General features: G+C 40.1%; 19 protein-coding genes, 2 tRNA genes and 1 pseudogene. 14 read left to right on the top strand and 8 right to left on the bottom strand.

Going from position 1 to position 21006, the window contains the following annotated elements; translation table 11 throughout:
• Nucleotides 1–317: 317 nt before the first annotated feature.
• A complete protein-coding gene (locus AC0KVP_RS11525; protein WP_058869209.1) occupies nt 318–860 on the top strand; it encodes an adenine phosphoribosyltransferase in 543 nt (180 codons plus the stop codon).
• A 35-nt stretch (nt 861–895) separates the two neighbouring features.
• On the opposite strand, the gene AC0KVP_RS11520 is transcribed toward AC0KVP_RS11525, so the two are convergent.
• Entirely contained in the window at nt 896–1402 is a 507-nt protein-coding gene (locus tag AC0KVP_RS11520; protein WP_062034108.1) for a YqiA/YcfP family alpha/beta fold hydrolase, read from the bottom strand.
• A 278-nt stretch (nt 1403–1680) separates the two neighbouring features.
• Here AC0KVP_RS11520 and lysS point away from each other — a divergent pair, with 278 nt between their 5' ends.
• The 4 genes and pseudogenes from lysS to AC0KVP_RS11500 all read left to right on the top strand — a co-directional run bounded on the left by lysS (nt 1681) and on the right by AC0KVP_RS11500 (nt 6795).
• Nucleotides 1681–3207 (top strand): lysine--tRNA ligase, encoded by a 1527-nt coding sequence (gene lysS / locus AC0KVP_RS11515; protein ID WP_428855221.1) that lies wholly within the window; start codon nt 1681–1683, stop codon nt 3205–3207.
• Nucleotides 3208–3695: 488 nt separating this feature from the next.
• A complete protein-coding gene (gene cysD, locus AC0KVP_RS11510) occupies nt 3696–4610 on the top strand; it encodes a sulfate adenylyltransferase subunit CysD (protein ID WP_004694369.1) in 915 nt (304 codons plus the stop codon).
• A gap of 151 nt (nt 4611–4761) precedes the next feature.
• Nucleotides 4762–6378 (top strand): sulfate adenylyltransferase subunit CysN, encoded by a 1617-nt coding sequence (gene cysN, locus AC0KVP_RS11505; protein ID WP_473336785.1) that lies wholly within the window; start codon nt 4762–4764, stop codon nt 6376–6378.
• Between the two features lie 144 nt (nt 6379–6522).
• A pseudogene (locus tag AC0KVP_RS11500) lies at nt 6523–6795 on the top strand (hypothetical protein).
• Nucleotides 6796–6914: 119 nt separating this feature from the next.
• Here the strand turns inward: AC0KVP_RS11500 and AC0KVP_RS11495 are convergent.
• On the bottom strand, nt 6915–8078 hold the full coding sequence (locus AC0KVP_RS11495) for a sterol desaturase family protein (RefSeq protein ID WP_473336783.1): 1164 nt from the start codon (nt 8076–8078) through the stop codon (nt 6915–6917).
• Between the two features lie 240 nt (nt 8079–8318).
• Here AC0KVP_RS11495 and AC0KVP_RS11490 point away from each other — a divergent pair, with 240 nt between their 5' ends.
• From AC0KVP_RS11490 to AC0KVP_RS11465, 6 genes are all read left to right on the top strand, one after another.
• On the top strand, nt 8319–8840 hold the full coding sequence (locus AC0KVP_RS11490; RefSeq protein WP_473336781.1) for a PadR family transcriptional regulator: 522 nt from the start codon (nt 8319–8321) through the stop codon (nt 8838–8840).
• Nucleotides 8841–8849: 9 nt separating this feature from the next.
• Complete coding sequence (locus AC0KVP_RS11485) at nt 8850–9158, top strand: DUF3861 domain-containing protein (protein WP_473336777.1); 309 nt, start codon at nt 8850–8852, stop codon at nt 9156–9158.
• 22 nt (nt 9159–9180) lie between these two features.
• Nucleotides 9181–9441, top strand: a complete 261-nt coding sequence (locus AC0KVP_RS11480; RefSeq protein ID WP_004694355.1) for a DUF2798 domain-containing protein — start codon at nt 9181–9183, stop codon at nt 9439–9441.
• A gap of 229 nt (nt 9442–9670) precedes the next feature.
• Nucleotides 9671–10663 carry an NAD(P)H-quinone oxidoreductase gene (locus tag AC0KVP_RS11475; RefSeq protein WP_473336775.1) on the top strand — a complete coding sequence of 331 codons (993 nt, stop codon included), beginning with the start codon at nt 9671–9673 and terminating at the stop codon, nt 10661–10663.
• A gap of 202 nt (nt 10664–10865) precedes the next feature.
• Entirely contained in the window at nt 10866–11096 is a 231-nt protein-coding gene (locus AC0KVP_RS11470) for a hypothetical protein (RefSeq protein WP_371746419.1), read from the top strand.
• A 146-nt stretch (nt 11097–11242) separates the two neighbouring features.
• Nucleotides 11243–12148: a helix-turn-helix transcriptional regulator gene (locus tag AC0KVP_RS11465; RefSeq protein WP_473336772.1), complete on the top strand. Its 906-nt coding sequence runs from the start codon at nt 11243–11245 to the stop codon at nt 12146–12148.
• A 138-nt stretch (nt 12149–12286) separates the two neighbouring features.
• Here the strand turns inward: AC0KVP_RS11465 and AC0KVP_RS11460 are convergent.
• Together AC0KVP_RS11460 and AC0KVP_RS11455 are read right to left on the bottom strand one after the other, a co-directional pair.
• Nucleotides 12287–12372 (bottom strand) — tRNA-Leu (locus AC0KVP_RS11460).
• A 10-nt stretch (nt 12373–12382) separates the two neighbouring features.
• Nucleotides 12383–12456, bottom strand: a tRNA-Cys gene (locus tag AC0KVP_RS11455).
• Nucleotides 12457–12608: 152 nt separating this feature from the next.
• On the opposite strand from AC0KVP_RS11455, the gene folD reads away from it, so the two are divergent.
• Nucleotides 12609–13457, top strand: a complete 849-nt coding sequence (gene folD, locus AC0KVP_RS11450; RefSeq protein WP_010326278.1) for a bifunctional methylenetetrahydrofolate dehydrogenase/methenyltetrahydrofolate cyclohydrolase FolD — start codon at nt 12609–12611, stop codon at nt 13455–13457.
• 250 nt (nt 13458–13707) lie between these two features.
• On the top strand, nt 13708–14394 hold the full coding sequence (locus tag AC0KVP_RS11445) for a class I SAM-dependent methyltransferase (RefSeq protein ID WP_473336770.1): 687 nt from the start codon (nt 13708–13710) through the stop codon (nt 14392–14394).
• Nucleotides 14395–14420: 26 nt separating this feature from the next.
• Here the strand turns inward: AC0KVP_RS11445 and AC0KVP_RS11440 are convergent, their stop codons facing one another.
• Nucleotides 14421–14849: a hypothetical protein gene (locus AC0KVP_RS11440; RefSeq protein WP_473336768.1), complete on the bottom strand. Its 429-nt coding sequence runs from the start codon at nt 14847–14849 to the stop codon at nt 14421–14423.
• A gap of 173 nt (nt 14850–15022) precedes the next feature.
• The gene (locus tag AC0KVP_RS11435; RefSeq protein WP_062034098.1) at nt 15023–16342 is read right to left on the bottom strand and encodes an MFS transporter; all 1320 of its coding nucleotides are present in this window, start codon (nt 16340–16342) and stop codon (nt 15023–15025) included.
• 538 nt (nt 16343–16880) lie between these two features.
• Between AC0KVP_RS11435 and glpD the strand changes: the two genes are divergently transcribed.
• Nucleotides 16881–18398: a glycerol-3-phosphate dehydrogenase gene (gene glpD / locus AC0KVP_RS11430; protein WP_473336765.1), complete on the top strand. Its 1518-nt coding sequence runs from the start codon at nt 16881–16883 to the stop codon at nt 18396–18398.
• Nucleotides 18399–18469: 71 nt separating this feature from the next.
• Here glpD and AC0KVP_RS11425 read toward each other — a convergent pair whose 3' ends face one another.
• Both AC0KVP_RS11425 and AC0KVP_RS11420 read right to left on the bottom strand, forming a co-directional pair.
• Complete coding sequence (locus tag AC0KVP_RS11425; protein ID WP_078390144.1) at nt 18470–18838, bottom strand: hypothetical protein; 369 nt, start codon at nt 18836–18838, stop codon at nt 18470–18472.
• A gap of 103 nt (nt 18839–18941) precedes the next feature.
• Entirely contained in the window at nt 18942–20774 is a 1833-nt protein-coding gene (locus AC0KVP_RS11420; protein WP_473336763.1) for a phosphoenolpyruvate carboxykinase (GTP), read from the bottom strand.
• Nucleotides 20775–21006: the final 232 nt, after the last annotated feature.

Below are 21006 nucleotides of genomic sequence, written 5' to 3'. Positions count from 1 at the left end.
AACCAGATCGTATTTTGCAAAAGTGTGAAAGATATAGATGATTGCAAGTCAAAAAGCTGTGTTTTTTCAATCAGCTGGTCTTTTAAAATCCTTAAAAATATAGACTATGGTCGTGATGCAAATGTAGAATTAAATTGCTATTTTAACATTGAGTACATCTATACCTAATATTTATTAAAAAAATGATTTAATTAAAAACAATAACTTACATAAAGATTTTGGTTGTTTAGTCGGCTGAATAGCCAGTGCTTGACTGTTTTTTTCACAGATAAAGCTGTAAAATTCATCTATTCCTTTTCAAATTTTATTGATCTCCTATGAACAACTTGTCTACAACGTTGTGGTCGCACATTCGTACGGTCCAAGATTTTCCAAAACCTGGGATTTGCTTCTTCGATTTAACACCATTGTTTATGAGCAATATTGAGCCTTTAACCGACGCGTTAATTGCAAGTATTCCTGCGGAACAGTTAGCGGAAGTAGACAGTTTTGTTGCTGTAGAAGCGCGTGGCTTTGTCCTTGCGAGCTTATTGGCACAGCGTTTAGGTAAAGGTTTATTGTTGGTGCGCAAAGCAGGCAAGCTGCCACCACCAGTCGTGGGTGTGGGGTATAGTTTGGAATACGGTTTAGACCGTTTAGAAATGGCAGCCAATACTCCATCGCAAAAAGTGATTATTGTAGATGACGTTTTAGCGACAGGCGGGACATTAAAAGCCGTTAAACAGTTAGTGGCAAAATGTAATCATGAAGTGCTAGGTGCCAGTATTTTTCTTGATTTGCCTGATTTGCATGCTGACTTAGGTTTAAAGATTTGGTCAGTATTAGATGACAAATCAAAACCAGAATCTGTTGCGGCATAAGCAGATAAAAAAGCCTTGGAATCTCCAAGGCTTTTTTATTTATATAAATATTGTTGTTCTAAATGTTCAATCAGTTGATTAATATTTTCAGGTTTAAGTAGTCGGTGATGTCCACCTTCAACCGTTTGAATCAACATGTAATTTTCTAAAATCTCCTGTGCCGCGTACATATCGATTAATTCATCTCCCAGCTCTAAATAGGCCACTTGCGGTACATTGTGATCTAAGTCAGTATCATTAATGCTCGGGTAATCATCGCGGAAGTCAGGGGCTAAGCGTGGGTTGGCAATCACACACGGAATTTGATGCAGTAGCGACATTTTCAATGCCCAATACGCACCAATACAATGTCCAACAATAATTTCAGGTTTTATTTTTTCAATAATATCGTCGTAGAAACTGGCTACGGTAGAAAAATTGAGATAGCGATAATCGATATCGATACAAAATTTCTGCTTTGCATCAATGGCATGGAATTTAGTGGACTCACGTGAGGAGTCTAATCCATGCAAAAACAAAATTTTAGATTCGCATCTGCTCATGATTTATCATTCAATTAAAAAAACTAAATTATTTTATGAGTGGAGAAAAGTTTACTTTTCCACGATTTATAATGTCCATTGTAGAGGGATTAACCGTGAAATGAAGTTAGCTTTTGGTCTAAGAAATAGACAGACCTTTTATACGGTGGGCGTATAAGCTCAGAAATAAACAGGATGTATACTTTTTTATATACCGCGTGGTTTTTGATGATGCTCATTCGTCTGGAATTCTGCTATGCTATGCAACTTCCGTTTTTTAATACATATACGAGGCAGAGATGACGCAACAAAACGCTCAATCGACTTCTGAACAAGCCATTTCCGAAAACGATTTAATTGCACAGCGTCATGCCAAGTTAAAGCAGATTGAAGATCAAGCCAAACAAACGGGCACTAGCCCATGGCCAAACACGTTTAAACGTGAACATTATGCGCAAGACTTACAAGATCAATTTGCAGACAAAAGCAAAGAAGAAATTGAAGCAGCAGAGCATGTTTATGTGTCAGTAGCGGGTCGTGTGATGTTGAACCGCGGCTCATTCATCGTGATCCAAGACATGACGGGTCGGATCCAGTTATATGTGGCGCGTAAAGAATTAGCACCTGAAACCTTAGAAACCATTAAGAGTTTAGACCTTGGCGATATTATCGCGGTGAAAGGTTATATCGGTCGTTCAGGTAAAGGTGACCTTTATGTGCATATCGAACATTTTGAGCTTTTAACCAAGTCGCTTCGCCCACTTCCAGATAAATTTCATGGTCTAAATGACACTGAAGTTAAATATCGTAAGCGTTATCTTGACCTGATCGTGAACGAAGAAACACGTAAGACTTTTGAAATTCGTGCCAAAGTGGTTTCAGGCATCCGTGCGTTCTTAACTGAACAGCGCTTCATGGAAGTAGAAACACCGATGATGCATGTGATTCCGGGTGGAGCGTCAGCGCGTCCATTTGAAACACATCACAATGCTTTGGATATGCCACTTTTCTTACGTATTGCGCCTGAGCTTTACTTAAAACGTTTGGTGGTTGGTGGTTTTGAGCGTGTGTTTGAAATTAACCGTAACTTCCGTAACGAAGGTGTTTCGACGCGTCACAACCCAGAATTCACCATGATTGAATTCTATCAAGCTTATGCAGACTATAAAGACTTGATGGAACTTACCGAAAATATGCTTGAACGCTTAGCGCTTGATATCTTGGGTTCAACTGATGTGCCTTATGGTGAAGAAGTGTATAGTTTCAAAGGCCCATTCAAGAAAATCTCGATGTTTGATGCCATTCTTGCACATAACCCACAGTTCACGCCTGAAAATGTCAATGACCGTGAATTCTTGGCAAAATTTGTGCAAGTAGAGCTGAAAGAGCAGGTAAAACCAGGTTTTGGTTTGGGCAAACTTCAAACCATCGTATTTGAAGAAACTGTTGAAACTCAGTTACGTCAACCGACTTTCATTACAGAATATCCTGCTGAAACTTCGCCATTGGCACGTCGTAATGATCATAATCCACACATCACTGACCGTTTTGAGTTCTTTATTGGTGGTCGTGAACTTGCGAATGGTTTCTCCGAGTTGAATGACCCTATTGACCAAGCTGAACGTTTCCAAGCTCAGGTTTCAGAAAAAGACGCAGGTGATGATGAAGCAATGCACTACGATGCAGACTTTGTTGAAGCACTTGAGTACGGCTTGCCGCCGACAGCGGGTGAGGGTATTGGTATTGACCGTTTAGTCATGTTATTCGCTAATGCAGCAAGTATTCGTGATGTAATCCTGTTCCCACACATGCGTCATAAAAACTAAGTTTGATCTGAACATAAAAAGCCCGCATTATTGCGGGTTTTTTATGTTTTACAGATTAATCTAGAAATAATTGGAATCCAAACTTTGGGTTATCATGTTGATATATACAATCAACAAGCTGTTCTGTATTGAGTGTTATTTTTAGTATTCTAGGTTGCGAGTTTGGTAAGTCATATACATAGAACCTAAATGAAACCGACTTTAGGTATTTGTAAATGTATTGCCAAGCAGAAACATAGATGAAAAATCGAAGCATGGAAGGGTGAACAGGCTGAATACTTTGAGTGAAGTTGATGTAATATTTGAGTTTATTTAGTGATATATGATCATTGAATAAAACTTATAGGACTTATCAATTTTGTTTTATATGAGGTTTTTGCATATAAATATAATAAAACAAGCAATAGTGTGTATAACTAAATCTTTATAATGCATATATATTTTTACATGTGTAATAAGTACACGATTTTTGTGAGTTGGTGCTGTCAATGTCATTAAATGAGGAAAGACTTACTCATCTTAAACAGCTTGAAGCTGAGAGTATTCATATTATCCGCGAAGTAGCTGCTGAGTTTGAAAACCCAGTGATGCTTTATTCTATTGGTAAAGATTCAGCAGTGATGCTGCATCTGGCGCTTAAAGCGTTCTATCCTGCCAAGCTTCCATTTCCGCTTCTGCATGTAGATACGGGCTGGAAATTTAAAGACATGATTGCTTTCCGCGACAACATGGCAAAAACCCATGGTTTTGATTTGATCGTACATCAAAACAAAGAAGGGAAAGATGCGGGCATTAACCCATTTGATCATGGTAGCTCAAAATATACCGATATCATGAAAACTCAAGGCTTAAAACAAGCGCTTGATAAATACGGTTTTGATGCGGCATTTGGTGGTGCGCGTCGTGATGAAGAAAAATCACGAGCGAAAGAACGTGTCTACTCATTCCGTGACTCGAAACACCGTTGGGACCCAAAAAACCAACGTCCTGAACTTTGGAATCTTTACAACGGTAAAGTGAACAAAGGTGAAAGTATTCGTGTGTTCCCACTATCAAACTGGACTGAGCTTGATATTTGGCAATATATCTACTTGGAAAGCATTCCATTGGTTCCACTTTACTTAGCGGCAGAACGTCCCGTAGTTGAGCGTAGTGGCACCCTGATTATGGTTGATGATGAACGTATGCCTTTAAAAGAAGGTGAAGTTCCACAAATGAAATCGGTACGCTTCCGTACACTTGGTTGTTACCCACTTACGGGTGCAGTGGAGTCAACGGCAAATACCTTACCTGAAATTATCCAAGAAATGTTGCTTGCAACCAGCTCTGAACGTCAAGGTCGTATGATTGACCATGATGAGGCGGGCTCGATGGAGAAGAAAAAGCAAGAAGGTTATTTCTAACTGTTGATAAATCTCTCCCAACCTCTCTTTTTCTAAGAGAGGAGAAAAGCCCTTCTTTTGTGAAGGGGAAAGTCTCCCTTAACAAAGGGAGATTTAGAGGGATTAAAGAGATTAAAAACCGATTTCTAAAGAATATGTGGAGTTTTGAGCAATGTCTCATCAATCAGAACTGATTAGCCAAGATATCTTGGGCTATCTAAAACAACATGAAAATAAAGACTTATTGCGTTTTCTGACTTGCGGTAACGTCGATGATGGTAAGTCAACTTTAATTGGCCGTTTGCTTTACGATTCAAAATTGATTTATGAAGATCAATTGCAAGCAGTAACTCGTGACTCTAAAAAAGTCGGTACGACAGGCGATGCACCTGACTTAGCACTCCTTGTCGATGGTCTACAAGCTGAGCGTGAACAGGGTATTACCATTGATGTTGCTTATCGTTATTTCTCAACTGAAAAACGTAAGTTCATCATTGCTGATACACCGGGACATGAGCAATACACGCGTAACATGGCAACGGGTGCGTCAACCTGTGATCTTGCGATTATCTTGATTGATGCGCGTTATGGTGTACAAACTCAGACGCGTCGTCATACTTATATTGCAAGCTTACTTGGCATTAAGAACATTATTGTTGCGATTAACAAAATGGACTTGGTTGAATTTTCTGAAGCGCGCTTCAATGAAATTCAGACAGAGTATTCAGGTTTTGTTGCACAACTCGGTGACCGTAAGCCAAACAACATTATCTTTACGCCTATTTCAGCATTGAATGGTGATAACGTTGTTAATAAATCACCAAATACGCCATGGTATACAGGCGAAACTTTGATGGGTACGCTTGAGTCTGTGGAAATTAACCGCAGTTCAGTGACCAACGATTTCCGTTTCCCTGTGCAATATGTCAATCGTCCAAACCTCGACTTCCGTGGTTTCTGCGGTACGGTTGCGCTGGGTGATGTATCAGTAGGTGATAAAATCGTGGCTTTACCATCGGGTAAGTCGTCGACGGTTAAAGAAATCGTTACTTATGATGGGAACTTAGAGCGTGCAATTGCAGGTCAAGCCATAACATTGACGCTGAATGACGAAATTGATATTTCGCGTGGTAACGTAATTGTGCGTGCGGATCAAGCGGCGCCAGAAATTTCGCGTTCGGTCAACGCCACTGTGGTTTGGATGGCAGATCAACCGCTGGTAATTGGTAAGTTGTATAACTTAAAAGTGGGTACGCAAACTGTTCCTGCTAAAGTCACTGCAATTAACTACCGTACCAATGTGAATACATTAGAAAAAGTACAAGTGGACAACCTTGAGCTTAACGCGATTGCCAATGTTACCGTTGAGTTTGATGCGCCTGTCGTATTTGATCGCTACCAAGACAGTCGTTATACAGGTTCGTTTATCTTCATCGACCGTTTAAATAACGTGACGATTGGTGCGGGTATGGTGGAAGAGTCTGTGGAATGGTCTGCTCATAGCAACCCTGTCACAGCGGAAGACCGTGCTGCACGTTTAGGTCAAAAACCTGCTGCGGTAACTGTATCTGTGAAAGCACTTGAAAATGCACAAGTACTTGAAAACTTGTTAATTCAACAAGGTGTGGTTGCGATTGCAAAAGCGGGTCTAACTGCTGATCAGGTTGCACTAGTACGTGAAACAGGTGTGGTTGTGGTGACTGACCTTGTCGATGGTACAGATGTCGCATTCACTCAAGATGCGGTTGAAGAGCTGGCTGATAAAATTGTTGAATTGGTTCGCCTGTAACTGATTGAGCGAATTTGAAAAGGAACCCACCGTAAGGTGGGTTTTTTATTTCTATTTTAGATGGATAAATATTATTCAAATAAATAATGTGATATTTCAATAAAAATTCAGTGCTATAGAATGCCTCTTTTGTAGAGGGGTATTATGAAAAAAATATTATTATTTATTGGTTTAACTTTAACTTTTGCTGCTGATGCTAAGTAGTTCACGCAAAGTGATGAAGCGATTAAGAAGGAAATTATTCAACAATCGATACAAGCGTATTCGGGAAATTGTCCTTGTCCTTACAATACTGCAAGAAATGGAAGTCGGTGTGGTAAACGTAGTGCTTACAATCGAGTCGGTGGTGCTGCGCCACTGTGTTATCCAGAAGACGTGAGTGATCGTATGGTCAAAGAATTTAAAGGGCGAGCGTAATTTAAGTTCGATCTACAAGGCTTGGAAAATGAAAGAAAACCTGCGGAGATACAGGTTTTCTATTTTGGTGAGGGATTAGACAAGCTTCAATTATTAAGATTGTTAATCGATTGGTTTTGTTAGGAAGTCTCATTATCTTTGTTTAAGCGCTTTTTCAGTTTATTCACATAACGTTTAAATGGCCAAGTAAACTGCTTCACAAAACTGTTTGGAATTTTATAGCCGACGGTGCCATATACACTGGCCAAATGATTAGGCATATAAATCGATTTAAAAATCACGTCATAAAGTGGGATAAAGGCAGCATAGTTTTTATCAATCGCAGGCTGTTCAGAAGAATGATGCCAGTGGTGAAACTCAGGTGTTGCGATCAGCCAGCGCAGATAGGGAAAGCGAAAACGCACGTTGGAGTGAATAAAAATGGCATGGAAAGAAATAAAGACCAAATAAGCAAAGACCGCAGACGTATGAAAACCTAACAAGAAAATTGGCAAGGTTGCAATAAAACGGGTCATTAACACTTCAACGATGTGTAAGCGTGAAGAGGCTAGCCAGTCCATTTGTTCCGTTGAATGGTGAATAGCATGAAAGCGCCATAAAAAGTTCACTTCATGCATCGCACGGTGTAACCAATAGGTGGTGAAGTCCACCACAATCAATAACTCAATAAACTGCAACCAAATTGGCTGCGCCTGCACATAAGGCACAATCGGGTTATTGGGAATATGCGTGATCCAATACTGAATAGGCATGACCGTTAAAAATGAAAAAAGCTGAATGCCAATATGGCTAAACATGAAATATTTCATGTCTGTGACCCAGCCAACGCGCAGAATTTTCTGTTCAGTGTTCTTTGCAAAAAATCCTTCAAGCGGGATAAAAACCAAAGCAAGGATAATTAAGGTAATAACGAAATAATCAAAACCTGCATAAAATGGCAGTGCGGGCAATGTCGGTGCTTTGATCAGTCCACAGCCTAAAATAGCTGCTAAAATGGTGATACACAAACCATAAAAACCATATTTATTCTGTTTAATGATCGCACTATAGGTACCAAAGCCAGCACTGATTACAATGCCAAACAGTAAGGTATAGTAGAAAACATCATAGTGTTTGCTATATAGCGGGCGTAGCTCTGGTGTGGTGAGCACAGTGGGAAATAAAAAACATAAAGCAGCAAAAATACCCAAAAAGCCTAAGGATACAGAAAGAAATGCACTGATCTTGCCTTGCCCAGCATTGAGTTGTAGGTTTTCAAATTTTTTTCTAAGTTGATCTGTCATTTTAATTTAATTCTGAATTTTAGGAGTTTTGTCAGAGTTCACTTGAGGGGGAATGTGAAAACATAGGTTAAATTTTAGCGGTATTGCAACTGTTCAGCAATCTTATCTAAAAATATCAAGTAATCCTTCACGTTTATCCATTCGATCTTAAATTTTGATGTTCTATTTCAGGGCTTGAGGTTGCAATCATTAAAAAATTATTTAAGATATATCTTAATAATTTAAAGATGTATCTTTTTTATGTCTAAAGCACAAAAAGTTGAACCCTTTGCTGATTTAGAGACAGCACCAGTGTTACGTAAACAGCGCCTATTTGAAGCGGGTCAGATGAAACTTTTAGCCTTACATCTCATTTCATTCGCGCCTAAATATGGCTATGACCTTATTAAAGAGGTGGGTGAAATTGTGGGAGGGGGCTATTGCCCAAGTGCAGGAACGATCTATCCAACCTTGAATTATTTGGAAGAGCAACGGTTTGTTCAGGTCGCGTTAGATGATGCTGAACGCAAGCAATACTGTATAACAGCTTTGGGTTTGAAGCATCTTGAGGTTGAGCAAGCAAATGTGGAAAAGATCTTATCTCGTTTTGATACGCGTAAAAAAATTCAAAATAATGAACAATATCTTGATATCAAACGTGCGATGGAAAACCTCAAAGCTTCCTTAAAGCTCAAGCTACAACACAGTGAGCTGAGCGCTGAACAAATTCGTGTTATTGCAGAACAAATCGATCAAGCAGCGGTGAATATTGCACATCTCTAGGAAAACAGAATGAAACAACATACTTATGAAGTCACCCTCAAACACATTGCAGATGCTCAAGGCAACCCGTCGACCTATACCGATACTTTGAGTTTTAACAGCTATAACCACGACGATATTTTTAAAGTGTTACAGGTGATTCAAAACAGTCAAATGCTGGATGATGAAGCAGCGAAATCATTTGCTGTTGGTTTAAAGCTCTTTAGTGAGGTGATACTGGAGCATAAAAACCTTCCACTCTTTAAAGACTTTATGCCACATTTAGGGCAGTTTATGAAAGCTTTAAAACAAACCGTTAAAACGCAAAGCCAAAGCTAATTTTTATTTACTCAGGTCGATTATGTTCAACACGCTCCCCAAAATTCATATCAAACATTTAAATTGGTTAATGCCTTTATTGCTTTCCGGCCTGATGAGTGGTTCTATTTCTGGTTTTAACTTACTGCTAAATAAAGGCTTAGTGCATAATTTTTTCCATCTTTGGCTCAAAAGCTGGAGTCTATCTTGGCTGATTGCATTTCCTCTGATTATGGTGTTTTTGCCTTTGGTTCGTAAATTTCTAATGCAGTTTGTATCTTTGCCTGATCAGCCACGCAACTGAATACCTGTGCTTTTCATTTGGCCCGAATCGTTCTAAGTAATGTTTGAGGGGGTGTCGAGTTCAGTCGCATTGATGTCGCAGCTTGCTTTTTTTATCAATGATCAGCGTTATCACGCAGCAAAATAGGCTTCACACTATACATAAGTACGGTGTTCTTCATTTCAATTTATTTCTATGATCAAATAGGTCTATGAAACTTGAAAAATATCGCAAGAGTTAGGAATAAATCATGTCACAAACAACGATGCAACAGGTCATTATTACAGAGCCGGGTGGTGTGGATAAGCTGGCATATGAAACAGTGACTATCCCTGAAGCAAAAGCAGACGAGGTCTTGGTTAAGGTCCATGCGTTTGGCATTAACCGTCCAGATATTTTACAACGTCAGGGTTTATATCCGATGCCACCTGGGGTAACACAAGTACCAGGGCTTGAAGTTGCAGGTGAGGTCGTTGAAGTTGGAGCTGAAGTTACCCAGTTTAAAGTGGGTGATAAAGTTTGTGGTTTGACCAATGGTGGTGGTTATGCAGAGTATTGTGTGGTTCCGCAAAGTCAAACTTTACATATTCCAGAAAATGTAAGCTTTGTGGAAGCGGCGGCTATTCCTGAAACTTTTTTTACAGTCTGGGCCAATGTGTTCCAAATGGGTAAAGCTAAAGCAGGGGAAGTGGTGTTGGTACATGGTGGAACCAGTGGTATTGGCACCACGGCACTCATGTTATGTAAAGCATTGGATATTAAAACCTTTGCAACCGTCGGCAGCGATGAAAAAGTACAAGCTATTGCGAATTTGACAGATGCCATCAATTATAAAACCCAAGACTTTGAACACGAGATCAATGAGAAAACGGATAATGCTGGTGTTGATGTCATTTTAGATATGGTGGGTGCACCGTATTTAGAAAAGAATTTGAACTTGCTCCGCCGCGATGGACGTTTGGTTTATATTGCCTTTTTGGGTGGGGCAAAAGCCAAAGAGGTTAAGTTGGGGCAAATTATGATGAAGCGCTTAACCATCACGGGTTCGACCATGCGTGCACGAAATACAGCTGAGAAGGCTGAGATTGCACAAGGTTTACAAGATCATGTAGCACCACTATGGGCCAAGGGCGAGTGCTTGCCAATGATTTATCAAACTTTTGAGTTCGATCAGATTCAAGCAGCGCATGCGTGCATGGATACGGGTGAGCACGTGGGTAAAATTGTGGTAAAAATTTTGTAATATTTCTATAGTATAAAAAATAGAGCTGACCTAGTGTCAGCTTTTTTTTGCCTAAAATTTTTCCAAAAAATAAAAATAATGTACTGAAAATAGAAAATAATTTAACAAAGATTAAAAAAAGATAACTGTTCGACACAACCTGTCAAAACTGTGGTGTAAATTTGCAACTAAATTTAAACCTGACAAATTTACGTGGTTTTAAATGAAAAATAAAACAGAAAAGAGGGTTGTCATGAAAATTTTATCGACATCATATACACATGCACATGGTTTCCGTGCGCTCAAGCGCTTGCATAAGGCGGTTATCTATAATAGTGTTTTACCTGATGAGTTACATAAGTTGTATAAAGCCTTAATTCATTTTGAACGCTATATAGAGCGATTAGCGCATCAGAAAACCGCTGTAAAGAAGAGGAAATCTAACAAACATTGAGCGCTTTTTTTGATAAAAACATGACATAGCTTGAAAGTTGACTGTTTGTCTTTTACTTAATATTATTCAGTGATTTATATTGAATATAATGCTTAGGCATTTAACTATAAATAAAGACACAACATTGATTGTGCAGCGAGGGCAATATGAAGCGTAAAGCTTCAACACATGAACGCCTTGCGGAGCGTTTAGCAAATATTTTGACTAAATTAAATACTGGGTATCAATTGGGGGTTGCAGAACTAGCACATGAATTTCAGGTGAGTACTCGGACAATAGAGCGAGATTTTGATCGTCTCAATACGTATTTACCTTTACTTCAAGATGAATATACCAAGAAGTACTTTTTAGATCCTGTTTATCTTGGGCGCTTTAAGCTACAAGACATTCAGAACTTTGCGCAGCTTTCGGGGATCAGTGAGCTCTATCCATCTCTAGATATGTCTTTTCTACGTGGCCTGCTTGATGAGCGTGCGAATCAAGTGTTCTCTGCCAAAGGTTATTATTATGAAAATGCACAGCAATTTGCTGAACATTTTCAGGTTTTTGCGGGCGCGATTCATAAGCGTCAAAAAATCAGTTTTATTTATAATGATCGTTTGCGCCATGTTGACCCGTATCGTTTAATTCATCATCAGGGAAGTTGGTATTTGGCTGCAGCTGTAGTTGATGAATTACGTGCTTATCGTTTAAGTAAAATAGATCAAGTGGTTGTACATGAGTCGGAGCTTTTCGAACACCATTTAGAAGTTTTGACCCAATTAGAGCTCAGTAAGGGGATTTGGTTTGCAAAGCATAAGCAAACGGTGAAAATATCGGTTCGACCTGAAGTTGCTTTATATTTTAAGCAACGTTTGTTATTGCCAGAGCAACAAATCGTACTAGAAGATGCATCAGGTGGTTTATTAATTGATTGTCAAATTTGCCATGAAATGCAACTTTTACCTTTGGTGCGTTATTGGATTCCGTACATTAAAATTATTGAGCCAGCTCATTTTCAAGAAAAATTAGAACAAGATCTGCAACATTACTTATTACCACCCTTATCGTGATAAACGAATGAGATATTATTTTTAAGAGAGTCAATGTGCTCTCTTTTTTTGTGCATTGCATTATGCTTTTTCTGTAGGCATAAAAAAACCAGCTTAACGCTGGATTCTTTATATGCACCATACTTAGAAGTATAAGAATGGTGCCCGAGGCCAGACTCGAACTGGCACGCTTTGTGGGCGGGGGATTTTAAATCCCCTGTGTCTACCGATTTCACCACTCGGGCTTTAACAAGATGGAGGCGGAGGTCGGAATCGAACCGGCGTCCACGGAGTTGCAGTCCGCTGCATGACCACTCTGCCACCCCGCCGCGTCTTGTTGATGCGTATATTAGCAAGCTCTGAAAAAAAAACAATAGTGCTTTCATTCGTATGCACATAAAAACAGCATATAGCGAAAAATATTTAAAATTATCATGTATTATGTGCAAAATTGATTCATATCAACACTTGGAGATGTGCCGTGGCATTAGTTTTAGATGGTCGTGCATTGGCAAAACAAATTGAAGCTGACTTGTTAACTCGCGTTGAAGCGCTCAAAGCAAAATCAGGTCGTACCCCAATTCTTGCGACTATTTTGGTGGGTGACGATGGCGCATCTGCAACTTATGTGCGTATGAAAGGAAATGCATGTCGTCGTGTTGGTATGGACTCACTTAAAGTTGAACTTCCAAAAGAGACCACCACTGAACAATTGTTGGCAGAAATTGAAAAACTGAATGCAAATCCAGATGTTCACGGTATTTTGCTTCAACATCCAGTGCCTGAACAAATTGATGAGCGTGCATGTTTTGACGCAATTTCTCTTGCAAAAGATGTGGATGGCGTAACATGTCTTGGTTTTGGGCGTATGGCCATGGGTGAAGCAGCATATGGTTCTGCGACGCCTGCCGGCATTATGACTATTTTGCAAGAAAACAATATTGAAATTGCTGGAAAGCATGCCGTTGTTGTAGGTCGTTCTGCAATTTTAGGTAAGCCAATGGCTGCGATGTTACTTCAAGCTAATGCAACTGTAACGATCTGTCACTCGCGTACTCAGAACTTAGCTGACTTTGTAAAGCAAGCCGATATTATCGTGGGTGCGGTTGGTAAGGCAGAATTGATTCAAAAAGATTGGATCAAACAAGGTGCAGTGGTTGTTGATGCTGGTTTCCATCCACGTGATGGTGGTGGTGTAGGCGACATTCAATTGGTCGGTATTGAAGAAGTGGCTTCTGCGTACACACCTGTTCCAGGTGGTGTTGGCCCAATGACGATTACGACACTAATTCGTCAAACAGTTGAAGCTGCTGAAAAAGCTTTAGGTTAATTTGATTGATATGGGTCACGACGGAGTTTTTTCGTTGTAACTATTGATGTAAGAAGCTTGTATGTTACTTTTGTTTCGGCAAAAGTAACCAAAACCATTGCCATCTACAGAACTCGACATATTTAATCGTTGATTTGATATGTCGCAGAAACATTAATTATTTAATGATGGTCTGCCTCGAACAGCTGTAGATGGCATATCGTGTATCAAATTATCGTTGTAAATTCTAATAAGTTTTCAAGGCTTATCTATGAGCTGTACTTTCCAATTTCCTCAAGCACCTAAACATTTACTTCAAGCCTTGCATGAAGTGATTCCAAACTGTGAATTGCTTGCGCAACAGCTTCCTGAAACATCTATTTCCTTGTGGCTCATTCCTCCTGTATTTCCAACCGATAAACTGGATGATGAAATCATTCGCCGTATTTGGAATGAAACGCCATATTGGATCTTTTGTTGGGCTTCAGGCCTAGCCATGGCGCAGTGGTTACTGGCAGAGCCTCATCATGTCAAAGATAAGGTGGTATTGGATTTTGGCGCAGGCTCAGGCGTGGTGGCGATTGCAGCCAAAATGGCGGGTGCAAAACGTGTGATTTGTTGTGATATTGATGCAGTTAGTTTAGATGCTTGCCGTGCCAATGCAGAACTTAATAACGTAGAGCTAGAGTATTTGGAGGACTTGTATCAATCTGAACAGGTCGATGTTCTATTGGCTGCCGATGTTTTATATGACCAATGTAATCGTTTCTTTTTAGATGAGTTTTTAAAGTTTGCACCTGAGGTTTGGGTGGCAGATAGTCGTGTTAAAAACTTTAGTCATCCGCAATACATGAAGCTCGATGAGCGTAGTGCCACGACTTGGCCAGATCTAGATGAGTCACCAGAGTTTCGTAATGTGAGTTTTTATCGAACTTTGGATGGTCAAAAAGGGCACTAAGCCCTTTTTTTATATATCAGAAGGTCTTAAGAACAGGTATAGCGCACAACATGGAGTGTGCTTGGACGTGCTTCAAGTGACTCACGTGTTGCAATGTTTTCACCTTGGTGTAAGTCGGGTGTATTGCTTAAGCCAAAAGTGGCACGGGTTTGACCAATTTGGCGGCCATATTCGGGAACATCTGCTGCAGTGTTAGGAATTTCATTAATACTTAAAATCGCCAATTTATAATTCTTTTGTGAGCCTAAAACCTTTTGGCAAGCACGTTGTAATTTGTTTTCATCGAGTTGCTGGTTCTTACGAGCAGCAAGCGTATAAGCAAGGGTAGCGCTCGACGCTGATTGATGTTCAATTTGATAGCCAATATTGCCATTGTATTGGCGAGGCGTGCTTTGACATGCAGATACTGCTAAAACGATACAGCTTAAGCCTAAAAGTTTATACGTATTTTTCATATAAAAAGTTCCTAACATTATTCTTGTTCTTAGTATGCCATACACAGGTGTAATTCACGATATTTCAATCAATCAAGTTTCGGTAAAAAAATTGATCAAACATAAAAAAATGCCTTCATTCGAGAAGGCATTTTTTATGTTTAGCTTCTTAACTTACATGCTTACTTTAAGCATCAATGATCGGTAATCATGCTGTGCTTTTTGGTGTCTTTCATAAAGATGTAAGTCAGTAGGGATAAACCAATCATGAAGGTGATGTAGTAAAAGAAGTAGTTTTCATGTCCTGCATTTTTAAAGCTCAACGCCACAAGTTCTGCTGTACCACCAAAGATAGTATTGGCAATCGCATAAGGCAGGGCAACCCCTAGTGCACGAATATGTGCTGGAAAGAGCTCTGCTTTGACTACGGCATTAATTGCGGTATAACCCGTTACAATTACCATACCGCTCATACATAGCATAAATGCGGTTGTTGGGCTGCTGGTTGAACCTAGACCGTTGAAAATTGGAATTGTGAAGAGTACGCCCAATACGCCAAAAGTGATCATAATTGGTTTACGACCAATTTTATCAGACAGTGCACCCACAACAGGCTGTAATAGCATGAAGACAAAGATTGCTGCTGTGGTGATTTCTGTTGCTGTAGTTTTCTCAAAACCTGAGGTGTTAACCAAGTATTTTTGTAAATACGTAGTAAAGGTGTTAAATGCCAGTGTTCCACCCGCAGTCAGCATAATCACAGTGAACGCTTGCTTTGGATATTTAGTAAATAAAGCAAGTGCACTTGATTTTGGGCCGCCATTTTTAGCTTGTTCCTGTGCATCTTTTGAAGATTGGGTTTCAACCAAACCACGACGAATCCAGAACACCACAATGGCAAGTACAGCACCAATGAAGAAGGGAATACGCCAGCCCCATTCAGATAACTGTGCTTCGCTCATGGTGCGTTGTAAAATGATCAACACACACAGCGCCAAGAGCTGACCAGAAATGAGGGTCACATACTGAAAACTAGAGAAGAAACCACGATGGTTTTTACCAGCCATTTCCGTTAAATAGGTTGCGCTTGAACCGTATTCTCCACCAACACTTAAACCTTGCAATAAACGGGCAAAAAGCAATAAGGCAGGTGCGAGCATACCCACACTGGCATAGGTGGGTGCACAAGCAATAATCAAAGATCCCACACACATTAAAGATACAGACAGGGTAAGACCTGATTTACGTCCTTTACGGTCTGCATAAATGCCCATGATCCACGCACCAATAGGACGCATCAGGAAGCCTAGTGCAAAGACGGCAGCAGCTTGTAAAAGTTTTACCGTGTCATCCCCTTCAGGGAAAAACTGTGGCGCGAAATATAAGGTAAATGCGGCATAGACATACCAGTCATACCATTCAACTAAGTTGCCAGCTGAACCACCGAGAATCGATTTTAAGCGGGTCTTTTTATCGATGCTTACTGGAGCAGCTTGGGGAGATAGATCAGTCACAAAAATTTCCCAAAGAGAAGTTCGGAAAATACATCTTTTAACTTTTTTAAGTAGAAAAAGTTAAAACAATATATTTTAAGATTAAACAAAAAATTCTGTTTCGTTATACGCCCCTTATCCTTGGACTTCATTCGACTTTAGTCTAAAAGTTGGTATGATTTATATGCTGTTAAGTTTTTCTAATGAATATCTTTATTTTAATGGGAAATTATCATTTTACTTATCTAAAACAAATTCTTGTGATTTTTTAATGTGTGAATAGTCAATTAAAATACAAGAGGTTATAGTGCTTTTTTATTTTATGGTGAATGTTGATTTTTAGAAAAGAAAGTGTTTTTTAGCTTGGAAATTAGTTGATTTTTCACTGAATAGTCAAAATTAAAAATTAAATTGTAAAAATAGATACGGTTATTAATTTATTTAGAATAACGAATTTTCTCTGATTTGACTGGCTTTGGAATATGACAAGGTTGAATTTTGATGTTAAGTTTAGCGTGAAGAACAAAAATAACACAATAACTCAACGAGAGAGGTGGATATGCAAGACACAGATGCCATTTATGATATTGCCGTTGTGGGCGCGGGCATCAATGGGGTGGGCATTGCAAATGACGCTGTAGGGCGCGGTTTAAGTGTTTTCGTCTGCGAAAAAGATGATTTAGCCAGTCATACGTCTTCAGCCAGTAGCAAGCTCATTCATGGTGGATTGCGTTATCTCGAACAGAAAGAATTTCGTTTGGTGCGTGAAGCGCTATTAGAGCGTGAAGTACTGTTAAAAAAAGCCCCACATTTGATCCATCCTATGCGTTTTATTATGCCGCATTTACCTTATTTGCGTCCTGCGTGGTTGATTCGTTCAGGCTTGTTTATCTATGACTATTTGGCAAAACGAGAAACATTAGAGGGCTCGGAGCTTGTTCATTTTAATGTCGATAGCCCGTTAAAAGACACCATTAAGCGTGGTTTTGAATATTCGGACTGTACTGTGGATGATGCTCGTTTGGTGGTAGTTAATGCAATTCAAGCGCATGAGCTGGGAGCTCAAATTCGAACCCAAACACGATGTGTTTCTGCGGTTCAGCAGGAGGGTGTGTGGTGTCTAACCTTAGAGCATCAAAAACAACATTACCAAATTAAAGCTCGAACTTTGGTTAATGCAACGGGTGCATGGGTCACGGATTTTATTCAACAGCAACTGTCCAAAACCCCAAAGGCAGGCATTCGATTGGTTCAGGGCAGTCATATTATTGTGAAGCGTTTATACCCGGAACCGCATGCGTTTATTCTACAAAATGATGATCAACGCATTGTGTTTGTAATTCCTTATTTAGATGAATACAGCCTGATTGGTACCACGGACGTAGAGTTTGAGGGCGATGCAAATTATGTCCATATCACCGAGCAGGAAACTGCTTATTTGATTGATGTGATTAATGACCATTTCAAGCTTCAATTACAGCCAGAAGATGTAATCTCAAGCTTTGCAGGTGTAAGGGCATTGTATGATGATGCAAGTACACAAGCCTCTAAAGTGACACGTGATTATGTACTGGCAATGTCTAAATCTGTTGCGGATGAAGCGCCATTGTTATCTGTTTATGGTGGAAAGTTAACGACTTATCGAAAGTTGGCGGAAGCGGCTTTGCTACAGCTAAAACGTTATTTTCCACACATGAAAGTAGAATGGACGGCTGAGGCAAAACTCCCTGGTGCAGATGGTTTTAGTTCAGTCGAGGTTTTATGTGCAGAGTTGATGCATGAAATCAAAGGGCTAGAGTCTCAAACAGCACATCGTTGGGCAAACAGTTATGGTAGTCGAGTGTGGCATATGCTTGGTGAGAACAAAGATGTACAAACTTTAGGTCAGTCTTTTGGCCATGGCTTGTATCAGCAAGAAGTGGATTATGTGGTGAAACGTGAGTGGGCCATCAGCAGTGAAGATATTTTAAAACGACGGACTAAACTGTATTTAAAATTTGATGCACTAGAAACTCAAGCTTTAGACATCTACTTGCAGGATTTACACCTACGTCGTATGCAAGGCGATGCTGCATAATGTTGATTGCATGTCATGGTTACACTTGATTTTGTTCTATTAAAAAAGCCGCTATCGCGGCTTTTTTAGATTTAAATTTCGATACCACCGAGCTGTTTACAGTCCACTGGTGTCTTCCATTTTACAGCCGTTCCCCAAACAACTGGGCGGACAATACGCCAAGGCCAAAAGCCAAAACGTTGGCTGGCATTGTAGTTAATGACGACGTTACCACCGACTTGATGTGCACGTTCAGCAAAACGCGGATAGAGTTCAACCACGCTGCCATAAGTGCCTTTAGCGACTTTGATACGCTTTTTGATTTCAAATTGAGTTGAGTCAGGTGTGCCTTTGATTGCGCAAACATGAAGTGCTGGCTGAGTTGTTGCTACTTCTGTTTGAGCCATGACTAAGCTTGATAGGCCCAGTAGACCAATTGTGAGTGTGAGTTTTTTAAGCATGAATTACCCCTTGATAAATTTTTGTTGAGTTATAAAGTTTTAAAATTATAAATAGATTAAAAAAAGACCGCTTACGCGGTCTTTTTTTGGCTTAATTTAAAGATTAAGCAGATTGCTTAACAGCATCTAAAAGTTCGTTTTGGCGAGCTTTAAGAGCAGCTGGTAGGCGTTCACCAAGTTTGTCGAATAGTTCAGTATGGCTTTCAAGCTCTTTGATCCATTGATCTTTGTCTTGAGAAGTCACAAGGTCAAACTGTGCTTTAGTGAAGTCAGAACCTGTCCAGTTCAACTGTTCATAAGTTGGAACTAAACCAATTGGTGTTTCAACTGCATCAGCACGGCCTTCACAACGGTCAATGATCCACTCAAGAACACGCATGTTTTGACCGAAACCAGGCCATACGAAGTTGCCTTCAGCATCACGACGGAACCAGTTCACGTTGTAGATGCCCGGAAGTTTGTTGCCCGCAGCTTTAGCTTTCGCTGCAACTTCTTCACCAAGCTCTAACCAGTGAGAGAAGTAATCCGCCATGTTGTAACCCGCAAATGGAAGCATTGCGAATGGGTCACGACGAACAATACCTTGTTGGCCAACAGCAGCAGCAGTTGTTTCAGAGCCCATAGTTGCAGCTTTGTAAACACCATCTACCCAGTCAAATGCTTCTGAAATTAGAGGCACTGTGTCCGCACGGCGACCACCAAAGATGAACGCTGAAATTGGAACACCGGCTGGATTTTCCCAGTCAGCATCGATAGAAGGACATTGACCTGCTGAAACAGTGAAGCGCGCATTTGGATGAGCCGCTTTTTCTGCGCCAGTGTGAGGTTGACCTTTCCAGTTGGTTAGGTTGGCAGGTGCTTCTTTAGAAAGACCTTCCCACCATACTTCACCGTTGTCAGTTACCGCAACGTTGGTATAAATCACGTCTTTGTGAAGTGTAGCCATACAGTTCGGGTTGGTCTTGGTATTTGTACCAGGTGCTACACCGAAGAAACCTGCTTCTGGGTTGATTGCGTATAAGCGACCATCTTCACCTGGTTTGATCCAAGCAATATCATCACCTACAGTTTCAATTTTCCAACCTTCGTAGCCTGCTGGTGGAATCAACATCGCGAAGTTTGTTTTACCACAAGCAGAAGGGAATGCCGCTGCGATGTAGTGTTTTTCGCCTTGAGGATTAGTCACACCAAGGATCAACATGTGTTCAGCTAACCAGCCTTGTTGACGACCCATAGATGATGCAATACGTAAAGCTAAGCATTTTTTACCTAACAATGCGTTACCGCCGTAACCAGAACCGTAAGACCAGATTTCACGCGTTTCTGGGTAGTGCACAATGTATTTTTCAGGGTTGCAAGGCCATGCAACGTCTTTTTCGCCGATCGCAAGCGGTGCACCAACAGTATGTACGCAAGGAATAAATTCACCGTCTGTACCAAGAACGTCATAAACAGCTTTACCCATGCGAGCCATTTTAGACATGCTAACTGCTACATAAGGAGAGTCAGTTAATTCGATACCAATATGCGCAATATGAGAACCTAATGGGCCCATAGAGAACGGTACTACATATAAAGTACGACCTGCCATTGAACCGTCAAACAAACCATTTAGGCGAGCACGCATTTCAGCAGGCTCTTCCCAGTTGTTTGTTGCACCAGCATCTTCTTGTTTTTCAGAGCAGATGTAAGTACGACCTTCAACACGAGCAACGTCAGAAGGATCAGAATTAGCAAGATAAGAACCAGGATGCGTTTCTTGGTTAAGCGCTTGCATTGTGCCGTTAGCGATCATCAAGTTGATATAACGTTGATATTCTTCTTCGCTGCCGTCACACCATTCAATTTTCGCTGGTTTTGTTAATTTTGCAATTTCTTCCACCCACGCAATAAGCTTAGGGTGACGAACGAATTCTGGTGCGTTCACTTGGGTCATGGTGAGGCCTATCTCAAATATGTACACGTTTGTACAAAGTACAATCTCAGCAATAAAATTTACTGCGGAGATGAAAAGATGAAAAAAAAGTGGCTGTATTAAAGCATAATTTGATAAAAAAAATAAGACCAAAGGCGTATCTAAATTATGAACAGTTCGATGTGGCTACTTCATTTTAACTATTAAAAAACAATAGTTTGGTTTGATTTTTGGTTTTTATTTTGTGTATTTA

It is taken from the genome of Acinetobacter sp. DL27, from assembly GCF_055810995.1.
The sequence above is the reverse complement of the archived record's forward strand: the minus strand, read 5'-3'. Positions and strand labels throughout refer to the sequence as shown.

Excerpts from the sequence above, each read along its gene's own strand:
- AC0KVP_RS11525 (WP_058869209.1), top strand. The coding sequence starts at position 318 with ATGAACAACTTGTCTACAACGTTGTGGTCGCACATTCGTACGGTCCAA.
- AC0KVP_RS11520 (WP_062034108.1), bottom strand. The coding sequence starts at position 1,402 with ATGAGCAGATGCGAATCTAAAATTTTGTTTTTGCATGGATTAGACTCC.
- lysS (WP_428855221.1), top strand. The coding sequence starts at position 1,681 with ATGACGCAACAAAACGCTCAATCGACTTCTGAACAAGCCATTTCCGAA.
- cysD (WP_004694369.1), top strand. The coding sequence starts at position 3,696 with ATGTCATTAAATGAGGAAAGACTTACTCATCTTAAACAGCTTGAAGCT.
- cysN (WP_473336785.1), top strand. The coding sequence starts at position 4,762 with ATGTCTCATCAATCAGAACTGATTAGCCAAGATATCTTGGGCTATCTA.
- AC0KVP_RS11495 (WP_473336783.1), bottom strand. The coding sequence starts at position 8,078 with ATGACAGATCAACTTAGAAAAAAATTTGAAAACCTACAACTCAATGCT.
- AC0KVP_RS11490 (WP_473336781.1), top strand. The coding sequence starts at position 8,319 with ATGTCTAAAGCACAAAAAGTTGAACCCTTTGCTGATTTAGAGACAGCA.
- AC0KVP_RS11485 (WP_473336777.1), top strand. The coding sequence starts at position 8,850 with ATGAAACAACATACTTATGAAGTCACCCTCAAACACATTGCAGATGCT.
- AC0KVP_RS11480 (WP_004694355.1), top strand. The coding sequence starts at position 9,181 with ATGTTCAACACGCTCCCCAAAATTCATATCAAACATTTAAATTGGTTA.
- AC0KVP_RS11475 (WP_473336775.1), top strand. The coding sequence starts at position 9,671 with ATGTCACAAACAACGATGCAACAGGTCATTATTACAGAGCCGGGTGGT.
- AC0KVP_RS11470 (WP_371746419.1), top strand. The coding sequence starts at position 10,866 with ATGAAAAATAAAACAGAAAAGAGGGTTGTCATGAAAATTTTATCGACA.
- AC0KVP_RS11465 (WP_473336772.1), top strand. The coding sequence starts at position 11,243 with ATGAAGCGTAAAGCTTCAACACATGAACGCCTTGCGGAGCGTTTAGCA.
- AC0KVP_RS11445 (WP_473336770.1), top strand. The coding sequence starts at position 13,708 with ATGAGCTGTACTTTCCAATTTCCTCAAGCACCTAAACATTTACTTCAA.
- AC0KVP_RS11440 (WP_473336768.1), bottom strand. The coding sequence starts at position 14,849 with ATGAAAAATACGTATAAACTTTTAGGCTTAAGCTGTATCGTTTTAGCA.
- glpD (WP_473336765.1), top strand. The coding sequence starts at position 16,881 with ATGCAAGACACAGATGCCATTTATGATATTGCCGTTGTGGGCGCGGGC.
- AC0KVP_RS11425 (WP_078390144.1), bottom strand. The coding sequence starts at position 18,838 with ATGCTTAAAAAACTCACACTCACAATTGGTCTACTGGGCCTATCAAGC.
- AC0KVP_RS11420 (WP_473336763.1), bottom strand. The coding sequence starts at position 20,774 with ATGACCCAAGTGAACGCACCAGAATTCGTTCGTCACCCTAAGCTTATT.